Consider the following 14774-nt stretch of genomic DNA (forward strand, 5'->3'; position numbering starts at 1 on the left):
CCGTCACCGTGCCGCCCACGGCATCCGTCGCCGTGTCGGGCGATGCCTCCTCGGTATCCGTTGCCGTACCGTCCCGGGTGAACCCGCGGCCCCGCCGCGTCCGTGGGTACTGAACACCGCGGCGAATCAGCGTCGTTGGACCGGGCGGGGCCAACGTACACACGACCCGACGTACGCACACACGACAGGACGAGGGAGTTGCCGTGACGGATCTCAGGGCCGCGGTCGAATCGGTGGCACAACTGTCCACGGTCTGGCACGCCATGGTGCTCGACCGGGACGGGGGAGCGGACGTACGGGATCTGCCGGGTCTCGCCGTCCGCTGGGCCGACTGCCGCTTCGCCTTCTGGAACGCGATCGCCCTGAACGAGGTCGGGGTGGACGAGGCACTCCTGGGCGAACGCCTCGGCCAGGCGGCGGACATCATGCGGTCGAAGGAGCGGCCGGGCTTCCTGTGGCTCTTCGAGGACCTGCTCGCCGACGACGCGCGCGCGGCACTGGAGGAGGCGGCGCGACGGGCGGGCCTGGTCAATGCCTTCCCCGGCACCGGAATGGCCGGTGACCTGCTGCCCGTCCCCGAGCCCCGCCACCCGGACCTCACCTTCGAGCGGGTGACCACCGACGCGCACCTGCTGGCCTACGCGGACATCAACTCCCGGGCCTACGGCTTCGAGTTGGCGGACGGCCGCGACGGTTTGGCCGGCTCCACGCTCTGGAAGCGGGAGGTGTACGCCTATCTGGCGCTGCGCGACGGGGACCCGGTCGCCTGCGCCGCGACCGTCGAGGCGGACGGCCGTCTGTTCGTGGTGCTCGTCGCCACCGAGCCGGAGCACCAGCGCCGGGGGTACGGCGAGGCGGTGACGCGCAAGGCGTTGTACGAGGGTGCCCGCGCCACCGGGCTGACCCGGGCCACCCTGCACGCGACCGCCGCCGGGGCGCCCGTGTACCCGAGGATCGGATTCGAGCCCAACTCCCCGATGGGCTTCTACGCACTGGCGGACTGATCCCGGGACACCTGGTGCGTGCGCCGGCTCTCCACCTCCTCCGGTACCGGCTCCGCGCGCCCGGTGGTCCAGGAGGTGAGGATGCGCAGGGCGTCATGGGCGGGGGTGCCGGGTTCGGCGGTCAGCACCATCAGGCGCTGCCCGGAGCCGGCGGGGTCGGCCCAGGTGTCGCAGTCGAGGCTGAGGTCGCCGACCAGGGGATGGCGGTAGTGCTTGGTGCCGTGGCTCGCGCCGTTGACCCGGTGCTCGGCCCACCAGGTGCGGAAGTCGGAGTCCAGCACGGTCAGTTCGCCGACGAGACGGACGAGTGCGGGATCGTCGGGGTCGGCCGCGGCCTCCATCCGCAGGGCCGCGACGGCGTCACGGGCGTCGTGCCTCCACTCTTGGTGCAGCTCCCTGATCCCCGGGTCGGTGAACAGCAGGCGCAGGTAGTTGCGCCGGCCGGCCGGAACGGCGCCGAAGTCGGTGTAGAGGGCGGTGGCTGCCGGGTTCCAGGCGAGGACGTCCAGGCGTCGGCCGAGGACGAGCGCGGGGGTGCCGGTGAGCTGGTCGAGGAGGCGCCGCATGGCCGGCCGTACCCGCTGGGCGGGCCTGCGGCGGCTCGGCTGGGCGTCGCTGCGGCCGGCGAGTTCGTATACGTAGCGCTTCTGGTCGTCGTCGAGGCGCAGGGCACCGGCCAGGGTGGCGAGCACGGGGGCGGAGGCCCGCACCCGGCCCTGTTCGAGCCGGGTGTAGTAGTCGACGCTGATCGAGGCGAGCCGGGCGACCTCCTCGCGGCGCAGCCCCGCGACCCGGCGGGCGGTGTCCGTCTCGGGCAGCCCGCACTCCCGCGGTGCCAGCTGTGCCCGGCGGGCCTTGAGGAAGTTCCCCAGTGCGCGGGGGTCGGGGTGGGAGGCCATGTCGTCCCTTCGTGGGCCCCCGGGGTCAGCGGACGGTGGCGCGGGCGGCCCGCTCGATGACGCCGGCCACGAGGTGGGGGTGGGAGACGGCGACGGCGTGGGAGGCGGCCACCTCGGTGGTGTGGGCGTGCGCCCGCTTGGCCATGTAGCGCTGGACGGCGACAGGGATGTTGAGGTCCTTGGTGGTGACGATGTCCCAGCTGGGCTTCGTCTTCCAGGCGGCGGTGGTGGCCTTCTCCTCCAGCGCGGCCTGGGCGATGGGCCGCTGCTCGGCGGCCATCAGGGCGGCCTGGCCGGCGGGGACGTCGGCGGCGAACTGGTGGTGGAACTTGTCCTGCCGGATGTACAGGTCGGTGGCGGTGGTGCCGTCAGCCTGCTGGTAGGTGACCGGGTCGAGGACGTCGGGGAGGGTGGAGCCCGGGTACTTGCCGGTCAGCTCCAGGGCGCTCTCGCCGGGGGCCGGGAGGAAGGCCGCGACGTAGACGAGGGCCTTCACCTGCGGGTCGCCGTTGGCGGCGGCACTGATGACGCTGCCGCCGTAGGAGTGGCCGACGAGGATCTTGGGGCCCTTGACGTGGTCGAGGACGGTGCGCAGGGCCGCGGCGTCGGAGGCGGGGCCGCGCAGCGGGTTGGCGGCGGCGATGACGGGGTAGCCGTCGGCGCGCAGCTCGGCTATGACGCCGTTCCAGCTGGAACCGTCGGCGAAGGCGCCGTGCTCCAGGACGACGGTCGGCTTGGCGTGCCGGGCGGCTGCCGCGGCCTCGGCCTGCTCGGGGGCGCCGTTGGCCGTGCCGCTGAGGGCGAACGCGCCGAGTGCGAGCCCCGTGACCGCCGCGGCCACACCTGTCACGACTCGCCCGCGTCCACCCTTGGTGCTCTTCACGACAGAAAACCCCTCTCAGGTTTCCGATAGCGGGACGGGCCGGCTTCGCCGGTCCTAGTCACCGCTCTGACTGGTGATGAATCTGTCACACCGGCCGTCACCTTTCAAGCTGGTGACGGCCGGGCGCTGTTGGCCGGGATCCGGTCGGCAGGGATCCGGTCGGCCGGGATCGGGTCGGCAGGACCTCGCTCAGAGGTGGTCGGCGTCGACGACTGCCTGGGCGAAGGCGGTGGGCGCCTCCTGGGGCAGGTTGTGGCCGATGTCCGCGATGGTGCGGTGTGCGTACGCGCCCGTGAAGTGGTCGCGGTAGCCGGAGCCGTCGCCGGCCGGGGTGAAGGGGTCGAGTGCCGGGTCGAGGGTGATGGTGGGGACGTGGATCGAGGGCTGGGCGGCGAGCAGCTTCTCGTAGCGGTCGTAGCGGGGTTCGCCCTCGATCAGGCCGATGCGCCACCGGTAGTTGTAGAGGACGATGGCCGCGTAGTCCGGATTGTGGAAGGCCTGCGCGGTGCGCTCGAAGGTGGCGTCGTCGAAGTCCCAGCCGGGGGAGACGAGGGTCCACACGTAGCGGCACAGGGCGATGCGCTCGTCCGGGTTCTCCATGGCCCGCTTGCCGCGGTCGGTGGCGAAGTACCACTGGTACCACCAGTTGTGCTCGACGGCCGGGGCGGCCGGTGTCAGCTGCGCCTTGACGTTGGTGATGAGGTACCCCGTGGTGGAGACCAGGGCCTTGACGCGCTCGGGCCACAGCGCGGCGATGATGTCGGCGGTGCGCGAACCCCAGTCGAACCCGGCCAGCAGCGCCTTGGGGATCTTGAGGGCGTCCATCAGGGCGAGGATGTCGAGGGCGATCGCGGACTGCTCGGCGGTGCGCGGGGTGTGGTGGGACAGGAAGCGGGTGCTGCCGTGGCCGCGCAGGTAGGGGACGATGACGCGGTAGCCCAGGTCGGCGAGGAGCGGGGCGACGTCGACGTAGCTGTGGATGTCGTAGGGCCAGCCGTGCAGCAGGATGACCACCGGGCCGTGGGCGGGGCCGGCCTCGGCGTAACCGATGTCGAGCACGCCCGCCCTGACCTGCTTGAGGGTGCGGAAGCCGGTGTGGGTGCCCGGGGTGACGGCGGGCACGGTGGGTGCGGGCCCCGCGCTGCGCGGGTGCGGGGTGGTCGCGGCGGACGCCTGGGCGGGGAGGCCGGACAGGGAGACGGCGGCCACGCCGGTGCCCAGGCCGACGGCCTTGCTGAAGGTACGCCTGTCGATCATCCAAAACCCTCCGTCGTGTGTTCCGGTGAACCGTCCGGGCCCGGAAGCCCCGTCGCCCGCCTCGGACGCCCAGGGTCGGCCCGGCTGTCGGCGCGATGACCCTCGCACAGCAATAGTCACCTGTCAAACAGGTGACGCGCATCTTTTCCCGGCTCGGCGAGGGTTTCTTCCGGCGGCTCGGAACGGCGGTACACGCTCTGCTGCGCGACGGGTCCGGACGCATAAGTCACATGACGGTTCGGTGTCGCCATGTAGGCGGGTGTGCGACACGTTTCCTGGGATATCGGCACACGTGTCACAGGAAGTGCCGCACTTATGTCGCCTCGACAACAGGAAGCGCTACAGTGATGAGGCAGTTAAGGTAGGGCGGTTGGTCGACGCGTCCCGACGGACTCGACCGGAAGCACCGGAGGAGAGACAGCGCATGATCACTTACGACCGGCTTTTCATCGGGGGTTCCTGGGTGGAGCCGAGCGATCCGGAACTGCTGGACATCGCCTCGCCGCACGACCGGTCGGTGATCGGTCGCGCGGCACAGGCGCGGCCTGCGGACATCGACCGGGCGGTGGCCGCGGCGCGGGCGTCCTTCGAGGCGGGCGAGTGGCGTCTGACCCCGCCGGCGGAGCGGATCGCGGTCCTCAGGCGGTTCAACGCGCTGCGAGAGGAGAACGCGGAGCGGGCCGCCCGTCTGATCTCGCGCGAGAACGGTTCGGCGGGATGGTTCACCCGCGCCGGACAGCCCGGTCTGACCCGGCAGGCGAACGCCTATCTGAAGGCGGCGGAGGAGTTCACCTGGGAGGAGACCCTGCCTCCCTCGGACCCGGCGTCCCCGGTGCGCAGTGTGGTGCGCCGTGCGGCGGTCGGCGTCGTGGCCGCGGTGATCCCGTGGAACTCGCCGTTCTCCTCGGCCACTTCGAAGATCATCCCCGCCCTGCTGGCCGGCAACTCGGTGGTCCTCAAGGTGTCCCCGGAGAACTCGCTGAGCATGGGCTTCCTGGCCGGGCTGGTGGAGCGGGCGGGCCTGCCCGAGGGGGTGATCAGCATCCTGCCCGCCGACCGGGAGACCAGCGAATACCTGGTGTCGCACCGGGACGTGGACAAGATCGCCTTCACCGGCTCGACACGCGCCGGCCGCCGTATCGCCTCCATCGCGGGCGAGCGGCTGAAGCGGGTCAGCCTGGAGCTGGGCGGCAAGTCCGCCGCCGTCATCCTGCCGGACGCCGATCTCGGCGAGGCCGTCGCGGGCCTGAAGTTCGGCTCCCTGCTCAACAACGGCGAGTCGTGCATCGCCCAGACCCGCATCCTGGCCCCGCGCGACCGGTACGAGGAGGTCGTGGGCGCGCTGAAGGAGCTGGTGGAGTCGCTGAAGGTCGGCGACCCCGACGACCCCGACACTTTCATCGGCCCGATGATCCGCCCCGACCAGCAGCAACGGGTCCGCGACTACATCCGGCTCGGCATCGAGGAGGGTGCCCGCCTGGTCACCGGCGGCCCGCAGCTCCCCGCGGGCCTGGAGAAGGGCAACTACGTCACGCCCACCGTCTTCGCCGACGTCGACAACTCCATGCGCATCGCGCAGGAGGAGATCTTCGGTCCGGTCCTGGTCGTCATCGGCTACGACGACGAGGACGACGCCGTCCGCATCGCCAACGACTCCGAGTACGGCTTGTCGGGCGGCGTCTGGTCCGCCGACGAGGAGCACGCGCTGGCGGTCGCCCGTCGCATCCGCACCGGCACCGTGACGGTCAACGGCGCCTCCGTCGCCTTCGACGGTCCGTTCGGCGGCTTCAAGGCCAGTGGCATCGGGCGTGAGTACGGCGCGGTGGGCCTCGGCACCTACACCGAGTACCAGACCATCACCGTCTGATCCCGCCGGCCTTTGAACCGCAGACCGGCGGCGGGAGTCAGGGCAGGTGGCCTGGCCTGGACGCGTTCCGGTGCCGGACGGGCCACCCGCGAGGCGGCCCGCTGGGTCGTCACGTCGAGACCACCCGGTAACTCAGCGCCACCCAGGGGAGGTTCGCGGCCGTCCTCGAGGCCGCGGTCACGCGGTGACCGCACGGGTGTCGTCACCGGCTTGACAGGTGACGGAGGCGGGTACACGCTGATGTGCGTCCCCGGCAGCGGTGCGCATACCGCGCACAACCGACGAAGTGGGAGAGGGGCATGAACGAGGAACTCACCGGCGACGCCGTCGCCGCGGCCCGGCACGCCCGCTACGGCCGGCTCCCCGAGCGCATCCGCTTCGAGGACATGACCGAAGAGGTGGCGGCCGAGCGGGGCGGCGGGGCGAACACCGCCTACAACCCCGAGGGTTCGTGGAAGTACTACTCGTGCCTGGCGCTCGACCTGGGGCTGTAGTCCCCGCCTCGGCCCCGGGGAGGGCGGGCCACGGTCGATTGTCAGTGGTGGGTGAGACGGTGAGGACATCGGGTCGGAACAGCGACTCGCAGTCGGAACCAGGGGGCACCGTCATGTCCGGTCACCAGAACTACATCAACCACGTCGCTCTCGTGCTGGACGCCAGTTCGTCCATGTCGCACCTGCGGAGCAAGGTCGTCGACGTCGCCGACCAGCAGATCGCCTACCTCGCCCGGCGGTCGAGGGAACTGGACCAGGAGACCCGCGTCACGGTGTACGTCTTCGCCGACACGGTGGAGTGCGTCATCTACGACAAGGACGTGCTGCGGATGCCCTCGCTGAAGGAGCTCTACCGGGTCGGCGGGATGACCGCGCTGCTGGCGGCCGCACTCAAGTCACAGCGGGAGCTGGCCCAGACCGCGCAGCTCTACGGCGACCACAGCTTCCTGACGTTCATCCTCACCGACGGACAGGAGAACGCGAGCCACCGCTGCCCGGACGCCCCCGCGCAGGACCCGCGGGAACTGACCGAGGCCGTGGCCGGGATGATCGCGACGCAGCAGGACAACTGGACCCTGGCCGTCCTGGTGCCGGACCAGACGGGCAAGCGCGAGGCCATGCGGTGCGGCTTCCCGAAGGACAACATCGCCATCTGGGACGCCACGAGCACCCGAGGTCTGGAAGAGGCCGGGCAGGTCATCCAGCAGGCCACCGAGAAGTTCATGATCGGCCGCAGCAAGGGCATCCGGGGATCGCGGGCGGTGTTCTCCACGGGCGCGGAGACGGTCAACAAGGACACCATCAAGGCGGCCGGCCTCACCCCGGTGAACCCCTCGGAGTACGAGCTGATACCGGTGGCGCGCGAGGCGGGAATCCGGGACTGGGTCACCGAGTCCGGGCACACCTACCGCACGGGCGGCGCGTTCTACCAGCTGAGCAAGTCGGAGAAGGTCCAGGCACGGAAGCGGATCGCGGTGCTGGAGAAGAAGACGGACCGGATCTACACCGGACCCGAGGCCCGCGCCCTGCTCGGCCTGCCGGACGTGGAGGTGCGGGTCAGGCCCGACCACAACGACGACTTCACCATCTTCGTGCAGAGCACCAGCGTCAACCGCAAGCTCGTGCCGAACACCCGGCTGCTGCTGATGCTCTGACGCGGACGGGAGCGGCGCTCGGCGTCAGGGACCCACCAGCACACCGACCACCGCGCCGCCGACCCGGAGGCCGCCGTGACGGCATCGACCACCGGGCCCCCGACCCGGAGGCCGCCTCAGCGGCATCGATCACCGGTCACCGGGTCGGCGCGCGCATGTGATCGGTCGGAGATAGCATGTGAACAACCCCAGAGTACGAACGGTCCCGCCCGGGAATTCCCGCGGCCCCCGCTACGGCCCCCGCTCCCGTTCCCGCCCCGAGCCGTCGGCCGCCCATCGGGCCACCGCGTGCACCGCCGCGCCGCGCTCCCCTCCCGCCGGACCGCTTCCCGCCCCGCGGACGCACCTCAGCCTTCCGGGGCACCCACAGCCAGGGCACATCTTTCGGACACCGCGGTCGCGGTCTCCGGGGGAGGAGTCATCATGACCGGCCCGCAACCGACGCCCACCGCCCGAGCCGTCCGACTGATCTTCGAGTACGAGGGCGATGCCGTGCACCTCGTCTCCCAGCAGCCGGTCGACACGGTCATCAGCGGCTTCGACGCCCACCCCGAGGAGCGCCCCGGCCATTTCGTGGAGACACGGGACGACCGGGGGCAGCGCCTCGCCCGCGTTCCCGCGCGCGGCGCCTTCCGGGAGAGCGCCGAGGTCTTCCCGGAGGACCACTCGCAGCCGATCACCCGGGTCGACGTGGAGGCACGCGGTGCCTTCACCGTGCTCCTGCCCGCACCGGCCGAGGCCGCCCAGGTCGCCGTGGTCCGCGTCGCACCCGCGGCGCCCGAGGCGCGGCTCGCTCCCGGCGGTGCGACGAGTCCGCCGCCCGGGACGACCCGCGACGTCGACCTCGCCACCTTCCGGCTCGAGCGGTAGGGGGCCGGGATGACCACGTCCGACGGCAGCGTCCAGGGCCGCACCCAGATCTTCGGATCCGCGCCGCGCGACCGGGCCTTCACCATCGTGTTGCTCGGCGACGGCTTCACCGCCGCGCAGCAGACCGAGTTCGGCACCGCGTGCAAGGACTTCGTCAACGCGCTGACCGCCACCGCGCCCTACGACGAACTCGGTCCGGCGATCAACATCTGGCGGGTCGACGTCGTCTCCACCGACTCGGGCGCCGACGATCCGGCCGGCGCCGGCGGCACCGGAGCGACGGCCCGCACGTACTTCGACTCCACGTTCGGCGCGAGCGGCATCAGGCGGCTGCTCGTGTGCGACAACGCGACGGTGCTCCGGACGGCTGCGGCCCAGGTGCCGGAGTTCTCCGTCGCCATCGTCGTGGTCAACTCCACGGTCTACGGCGGGAGCGGCGGCTCGGTCGGCACGTACTCCCTGGCGAACGGCGCGACCGAGATCGCCATCCATGAGACCGGGCACACGGCGTACGGACTCGCGGACGAGTACGCGTACCTCGCCGGCGGCGGCGAGACCGGGCACGACCACCACCCGGCGGGTGAGCCCGCCGAGCCGAACGTCACGCTGAACACCGACCGCGCCACGCTGAAATGGGGCTGGGCGGTCGCCGCCGGGACGGCGCTGCCCACCATGAGCAACCCGGACTGCGCGACGGTGGACACCCGGCCGAGCACGGTTCCCGCCGGGACGGTCGGCTGCTTCGAGGGCGCGCACTACTTCCACTGCGGCGCCTACCGGCCCGAACAGACCTGCAAGATGCGCGAGTTGAGCGTCCCGTTCTGCCGGGTGTGCCGACAGGTGATCTGGAACCGGATCGGCCCGCTCGCGACGCTGCCCGCCCGCGGCCGCACGCCGATCAGCGCTGTCGCCCGCTACCCCGAGCACCTCGACGTCTTCGCCGTGGCCGCGGACGGGCGCACCATGTCCGACTGGTGGGACGTGAGCAGCGGCTGGGCGGGGTGGTTCCAGGTCTCCGGGGGGCTGGCCTCGCCCGGCGGTACCGGCGCTCCGGTCACCTCGGTCGCACGGTACGCCAGCCACCTCGACGTGTTCGTGGTCGGCACGGACAACCGCGTCTACAGCGCGTGGTGGGACAAGGCGACCGGTTGGTCGAGTTGGTTCCGGGTCGGTGGCCTGGTCGCGCGCCCCGGTGCGACGGTCCACGTCGTCAGCCGGTACGCCGACCATCTGGACCTGTTCACCACGGCGTCCGACGGGCGGACCATGTCGACGTGGTGGGACGCCCGTACCGGCTGGGCGGCCGACTGGTTCCAGATCGGCGGCGGTGTCGCGGCGAGCGGTGCCACCGTCACGGCCGTGGCGCGTTACCCCTTCCACCTGGACCTCTTCACAGTGGGCACGGACAACCGCGTCTACAGCGCGTGGTGGGACGAGCGCACCGGCTGGGCGGCGTGGTTCCCGCTGCCGGGCATCAGCTGCCGGCCCGACTCCGCTGTCACGGCGGTCGCCCGGCACCGTGACCACCTGGACCTGTTCACCACGGCGTCCGACGGCAAGATCATGTCGACGTGGTGGGACGCGCGCGGCGGCTGGGGAGGGTGGTTCCAGGTGTCCGGGGGCGTCGCGTCGGCGGGCTCACCGGTCACGGCCGTGGTGCGCTACACGAATCACATGGACCTGTTCGTCGTCGGCACCGACAACCGGATCTACTCGACGTGGTGGCACGACACCACGGGCTGGGCCCCTTGGTTCAACGTGTCCGGCGGTGTCGCCGCGCCGGGCGGCCAGATCGCGGCGCTGACCCGGGTCACCGAGCACCTGGACCTGTTCGCGGTCGGCACGGACGGAACCGTGTACAGCACGTGGTGGGACGCGTCGGGCGGCTGGGGCAGATGGTTCCAGCTCGGTATCACCTGAGCGCCGCGCCGTCGTCACCGCCGTGGCCGGCGTGACCGCCGTCGCTCCGGTCACTGTCGCCGCCGCGGGTGCCCCGGGCGACGATCGTCCAGGGGCGCATCAGCTCGTCGTCCTCGTGCTCGAGAATGTGGCAGTGGTGGACGTACGTCGCCGGCAACTCCGTCCCGCTGCCTGGAATCGACGCGATCGTCTCCGTCGGCGGGGTGAAGTCCTGGACGATGATCCTGGTGACCGTCTCCGGATAGGACTTGACCGTGTCCTTGCGGGACAGCGCCTCGTCCGGGTCCGGCGGAATCGGCGGGCCGGTGAAGTAGTCGGCCAGCACCGGCCTGTCCTCCGGCCGGCGGCCACCGTAGATCCACTTCTCGTAGGCCGCCTGGTAGCCGGCCGCGTCGATCGGCTGCCGGTCCAGCACCTGGAAGTTGACGAGGTGGACGTGCATCGGGTGGGCGTCGTGGTTGGGGTTGATGTACTCCCAGATCTCGGGCGAGCCCGCCTCGATGAAGTCCAGGGACGGCTCCATGAAGGGCACCGCGTTGAACGTCATGGTGCCGAACAGCTTGTGCTGGTACAGCACCCACTCCCGCCGCCGGGTCCGCGGCGTGGGCTTGACGGGCACGATCGCCGACACCCCGAGCTTCTCGGGCGGCACCGTGTCGTCCCCGCGCCCGGACAGCCGCTCGGTGACATGGAACTGCATGATCTCCGAGATCTCCGGTCCGCCGCCACCGGGGAAGTGGACGGGAGCGTTGTAGTTGGTCAGGGTGACCTTCGTGCCCATGGGCAGCCCGCTGAAGTCGACGATCAGGTCGTACCGCTCGGCCGGCGAGATCAGGAAGTTCAGCATGCGCAGCGGCGCCCGGAGGCCGCCGTCGGTGCCGATCAGCCAGAACGGCAGTGTGGGCTGGAGCAGTACGTCCCGGGGAACGTCGAACCGCAGCCGCCAGAAACGCTCGTTCGACGCGTTGAGGAAGCGCAGCCGGTAGCGCCGCGGTTCGACGGCCAGGTACGGGTACGCCTTCCCGTTGACGACCGGGGTGTCCTCGCCTTCCCGCTGCGTCATGGTGTAGGCGAGCGAGCCGTCCCGGTGGAAGGTCCGGTCCTGGAGGATCAGGGGGACCTCGAACCGGCCCCGCGGCAGCCCGAGCCGGTCGTCGGCGGGGTCCCGGATGTCATAGAGACCGGCCAGGCCCGCGTAGACGTTGACGCTGGTCATGCCCATGCCGTGGTCGTGGTACCAGAGCAGGCACGAGTGGTCGTGGTTGGTGTAGGCGTAGATCGCCTCGTTGGGTTTGACCCGGCTCGGGTCCAGGGTGGTGTACGACTCGGCGTGGACGCCGTCCGGGCTGAACGACTGCAACGGCAGGCCGTCGGACTGCGGTGCCGTGTAACCGCCGTGCTGGTGCACGACGTTCCACACGTTGACGTTCCGGGGGAAGGGCAGGTGGCTCTTGTAGGGGGGCGGGGCGATGGGGGTGAGCTGGGGGTCCCCGCTGCGGATCGCGTCGATCACGAACTGGAACAGGTGGGTGGTCGGCAGGTGATTGCGGTACTTGACCACCGTCGGGTCGTCCCTGGTCACGCTGATGGTCGGCCCGAGGTAGCCCATGCCGAGCGGTGTGCGGGGATTGTGCGGGTCCGTGGCCCAGTACCCCCACGTCGTCGCCGGCCGCAGGTCCCGGTGGAAGCGCCACGAGCCCTGCCGCATCGTGATCTCGTAGTAGTCGGCGCCCGGATAGACGGCGGGGTCCGGGACGGCCGTCACCGGCCGGGGCAGCGGGTCGACGTACTTCTCCAGCGGGGGAGTCTGCGGCACCGGGGTGTCGGACCCGGTCCCATGAGCCGGCGACGCGTGTGCCCGCGCTCCCACGGCACCCTGCGGAAACATGGCCGCACCGCCCACGGCACCGGCCATGAGAAATCTTCGTCGCCCGACCATCGCTCTCACCTTCCGTCGTGTCACCTGGCGTCGCAGAGATACAGGTCCCACATCGCCGCGTCGTCGCAGCACGCCGGTCCGCGCCGCGGAATCCACCCGACGACGGGAATCTGATGATCACCGCCAGTCGGAATGCATGTAGATCCACCGCCAGATGTGTCGCGGACCGGGTGTGACACGCCTGTGACCGGAACTGTGGCTTCCACCACGGCTCGGTGCGTGCCCCTCTGATGGGGTGACCGGATGCGCAGAGCCACCTCCTCCCTGCTGCCGGCCGTCGCCGCACTCCTGCTGCTCACCGCGTGCGGCACCGGACGACCGGGCGGCCCCGGCGCCGACGTGGCCGCCACCGCTCCCCGGCCCTCCGCCACCGCCCCGTCCGTGGACGGGGTCCGCGTCACCTCGGTGACCATCCCCACCGGCGCGCCCACCGCGACTCCCCGCTCCGACGGGCTCGTCCACGCCGACCCCCTGCCCGCCGGTGACTCCGGCATCTCGGCCGCCTACGAGGTCACCAACGACGGCACCGGGCCGCTGACGTACACGATCCTGTTCGACTTCACCACGGACGCCGGTGAGGTGATGGCCAACAGAAGTGAGACCGTGCGTTCGGTCGGACCCGGCGCCACCGCGCGTGGCACGGTCCGGCTGGGCCGACTCGCCCCCGGAGCCTCCCCGGTGACCCGCGTCGAGGTCGCCAGGGTGACCAAGGTGCCCGCCGCCGAGGCGCCGCCGGCGTCCGGGGAGTGCCCGCCCTCCGGGCTCCGTCTGACCGCCGACGACGGTGACGCCGCGATGGGGCTGCGCGTGGTGGGACTGCACCTGGAGAACTGCGGGACCCGTGCTCACCGGCTCGACGGCTACCCGCTCCTGGAACTGCTGGGCGAGGACCTGGCGCCCGTCGAAGGCGTCCGGATCGTGCACGGGAGCGGCGGCATCAGCACCGGCACCGGGTTCGACGAACCGGCCCGCCCGTTGGTCCTGGAGCCGGGCGAGAGCGCCCTTTCGGGTCTCATGTGGCGCAACACCACCGGGTCCGGCACCGCCGTCGACGTCCCCCACGTCAGGGTGCGGGCCGAGCGGGGCGCGGACCCGGTGACCGTCACGCCTCACCTCGACCTCGGCACCACCGGCAGGCTGGCCGTCCGCGCCTGGACGCGCGCACCGAAGTAGCGCCACGACGCCGAAGTAGCGCCACAACGCCGAAGTACCGCCACAACGCCGGAGGCCGCCCGGCCGGCCGGAGCGCCCCCTGGCCCGGGCGGCGCAGGGGGCAGGGAGCGCCCGGTGATCAGACCGCCGCGGTGCGCCCGGTGACCGGGCAGGTGCCGGCCGCGGCGGCGCCGAACGCGGCGGTCCTGGCGGCGGGCGCCGTTCCGCCGATCTGCTGGAGGATCTCGTCCGAGAGCAGATCCTCCCTGCCCTTCAGGGCGTCGGCGACCTCCAGGTCGGTGTTGAAGACCATCTCGGCGGCGACGTTGTCCTGGACGATGCGCGCCAGGTTGTCCAGGGCCACGGCGATCGGGTCCGAGGGGGTCTCCACGGTGGGCAGGTCGATCAGGTGGGTGTCCACCTTCGCCTGGTTCATGGTGCGGCGGATGATGATGGACGCCTGGTTCAGCTCGGACGTCGTCCAGATCGACAGCACCGTGACGTACAGGTCGCTCCACGCCTGCTCACCGATGAGCGCGCGCCACCGCTTCATCAGCGCCTCGATGCCGGTGATCTGAGCCGTGGCCGCGAAGGTCATGTTGACGCGGATGGACGGGTAGACCGTCGCGGCGAACTGGTTGAACGCCACCATGTCGAACGTCCCCGCCTTGACGATGGCGTCGATGAACTTGACGGCCTCCGTGAGGATCCTGGTGCAGGAGTCCTCCAGGTCGACCGGGAGGTTCGCGGTCGGCAGCATGGTGAGTGCCGACTTCAGCGTGGTCCGGTAGCTGTTCAGCGGAGTGACCCAGCCCTTGTCGCCCGGGGTCTTGAACGCGACCATCTCCAGGTCGTGCGGGTCGATGCGCTGCGAGCCCGGGATGTTCGGCACCTGGTCGCTGAGGTAGGCGGCCAGTACCGAGTAGGTGCCCAGCGGAACGTGGGCGATGGACTTGGCCAGTTCGAAGTACTCCGGAACCGGGTCGACCGTCTCCACCCTCACCCCGTTGTTGATCAGGGTGAAGCGTCCGCCGACGGCGTTGTTCTCGACGACGACGACCGGTGTGAGGTGCTTGACCAGCTCGGACTTGAGGGACGCGTAGTTGGCGCGCATCCCGGCGTTGACGTTGCGTATCGCGTTCCGTGCCGCCTTCTCGTCGGTCACGGTCGTTGCGGCCGACGCGCTGGTGGCCGCTTGTGCCTGCAAGAGAACGGTGGCTGCCCCTGCTGCCGAAACGGTACCCAGAAATCCTCTACGAGTAGCCATGCCCCGTCTTTCCGTTGTGAGTGATCGGTGTTTCGCGGGGTGGGGGGAGATGTGGGGGGATTCAGGGT

General features: G+C 71.0%; 12 protein-coding genes. 7 read left to right on the top strand and 5 right to left on the bottom strand.

Features of this window, described 5'->3' with window-relative positions; all coding sequences use genetic code 11:
* Window positions 1-203 precede the first annotated feature (203 nt).
* Window positions 204-1004 (top strand): GNAT family N-acetyltransferase, encoded by an 801-nt coding sequence (locus tag IF37_RS0114130; protein WP_030741618.1) that lies wholly within the window; start codon window positions 204-206, stop codon window positions 1002-1004.
* Here the strand turns inward: IF37_RS0114130 and IF37_RS0114135 are convergent.
* From IF37_RS0114135 to IF37_RS0114145, 3 genes are all read right to left on the bottom strand, one after another.
* Window positions 986-1903 (bottom strand): helix-turn-helix domain-containing protein, encoded by a 918-nt coding sequence (locus IF37_RS0114135; RefSeq protein WP_030741620.1) that lies wholly within the window; start codon window positions 1901-1903, stop codon window positions 986-988. The two genes, IF37_RS0114130 and IF37_RS0114135, sit on opposite strands and share 19 nt — an antisense overlap.
* A 25-nt stretch (window positions 1904-1928) precedes the next feature.
* Window positions 1929-2786, bottom strand: a complete 858-nt coding sequence (locus IF37_RS0114140; protein ID WP_030741623.1) for an alpha/beta fold hydrolase — start codon at window positions 2784-2786, stop codon at window positions 1929-1931.
* A gap of 189 nt (window positions 2787-2975) precedes the next feature.
* Window positions 2976-4043, bottom strand: coding sequence for an alpha/beta fold hydrolase (locus IF37_RS0114145; RefSeq protein WP_030741626.1), 1068 nt, complete (start codon window positions 4041-4043; stop codon window positions 2976-2978).
* A 424-nt stretch (window positions 4044-4467) separates the two neighbouring features.
* Here IF37_RS0114145 and IF37_RS0114150 point away from each other — a divergent pair, with 424 nt between their 5' ends.
* From IF37_RS0114150 to IF37_RS0114170, 5 genes are all read left to right on the top strand, one after another.
* The gene (locus IF37_RS0114150; protein ID WP_030741628.1) at window positions 4468-5910 is read left to right on the top strand and encodes an aldehyde dehydrogenase; all 1443 of its coding nucleotides are present in this window, start codon (window positions 4468-4470) and stop codon (window positions 5908-5910) included.
* Between the two features lie 299 nt (window positions 5911-6209).
* Window positions 6210-6404, top strand: coding sequence for a hypothetical protein (locus IF37_RS0114155; RefSeq protein ID WP_030741630.1), 195 nt, complete (start codon window positions 6210-6212; stop codon window positions 6402-6404).
* A 113-nt stretch (window positions 6405-6517) separates the two neighbouring features.
* Window positions 6518-7558, top strand: a complete 1041-nt coding sequence (locus IF37_RS0114160) for a vWA domain-containing protein (RefSeq protein ID WP_030741632.1) — start codon at window positions 6518-6520, stop codon at window positions 7556-7558.
* 423 nt (window positions 7559-7981) lie between these two features.
* Window positions 7982-8428, top strand: coding sequence for a hypothetical protein (locus IF37_RS0114165; protein ID WP_030741634.1), 447 nt, complete (start codon window positions 7982-7984; stop codon window positions 8426-8428).
* 9 nt (window positions 8429-8437) lie between these two features.
* The gene (locus tag IF37_RS0114170) at window positions 8438-10348 is read left to right on the top strand and encodes a M64 family metallopeptidase (RefSeq protein ID WP_030741637.1); all 1911 of its coding nucleotides are present in this window, start codon (window positions 8438-8440) and stop codon (window positions 10346-10348) included.
* Here the strand turns inward: IF37_RS0114170 and IF37_RS0114175 are convergent.
* Window positions 10341-12164 carry a multicopper oxidase family protein gene (locus tag IF37_RS0114175; protein WP_253915761.1) on the bottom strand — a complete coding sequence of 608 codons (1824 nt, stop codon included), beginning with the start codon at window positions 12162-12164 and terminating at the stop codon, window positions 10341-10343. The genes IF37_RS0114170 and IF37_RS0114175 overlap by 8 nt on opposite strands.
* Window positions 12165-12530: 366 nt before the next feature.
* Between IF37_RS0114175 and IF37_RS0114180 the strand changes: the two genes are divergently transcribed.
* Window positions 12531-13460, top strand: a complete 930-nt coding sequence (locus IF37_RS0114180; protein WP_030741643.1) for a DUF4232 domain-containing protein — start codon at window positions 12531-12533, stop codon at window positions 13458-13460.
* A gap of 118 nt (window positions 13461-13578) precedes the next feature.
* On the opposite strand, the gene IF37_RS0114185 is transcribed toward IF37_RS0114180, so the two are convergent.
* On the bottom strand, window positions 13579-14604 hold the full coding sequence (locus IF37_RS0114185; protein ID WP_253915762.1) for a hypothetical protein: 1026 nt from the start codon (window positions 14602-14604) through the stop codon (window positions 13579-13581).
* Window positions 14605-14774: the final 170 nt, after the last annotated feature.

It is taken from the genome of Streptomyces sp. NRRL S-31, from assembly GCF_000718775.1.
In the GTDB taxonomy this organism is placed as follows: Bacteria; Actinomycetota; Actinomycetes; order Streptomycetales; family Streptomycetaceae; genus Streptomyces.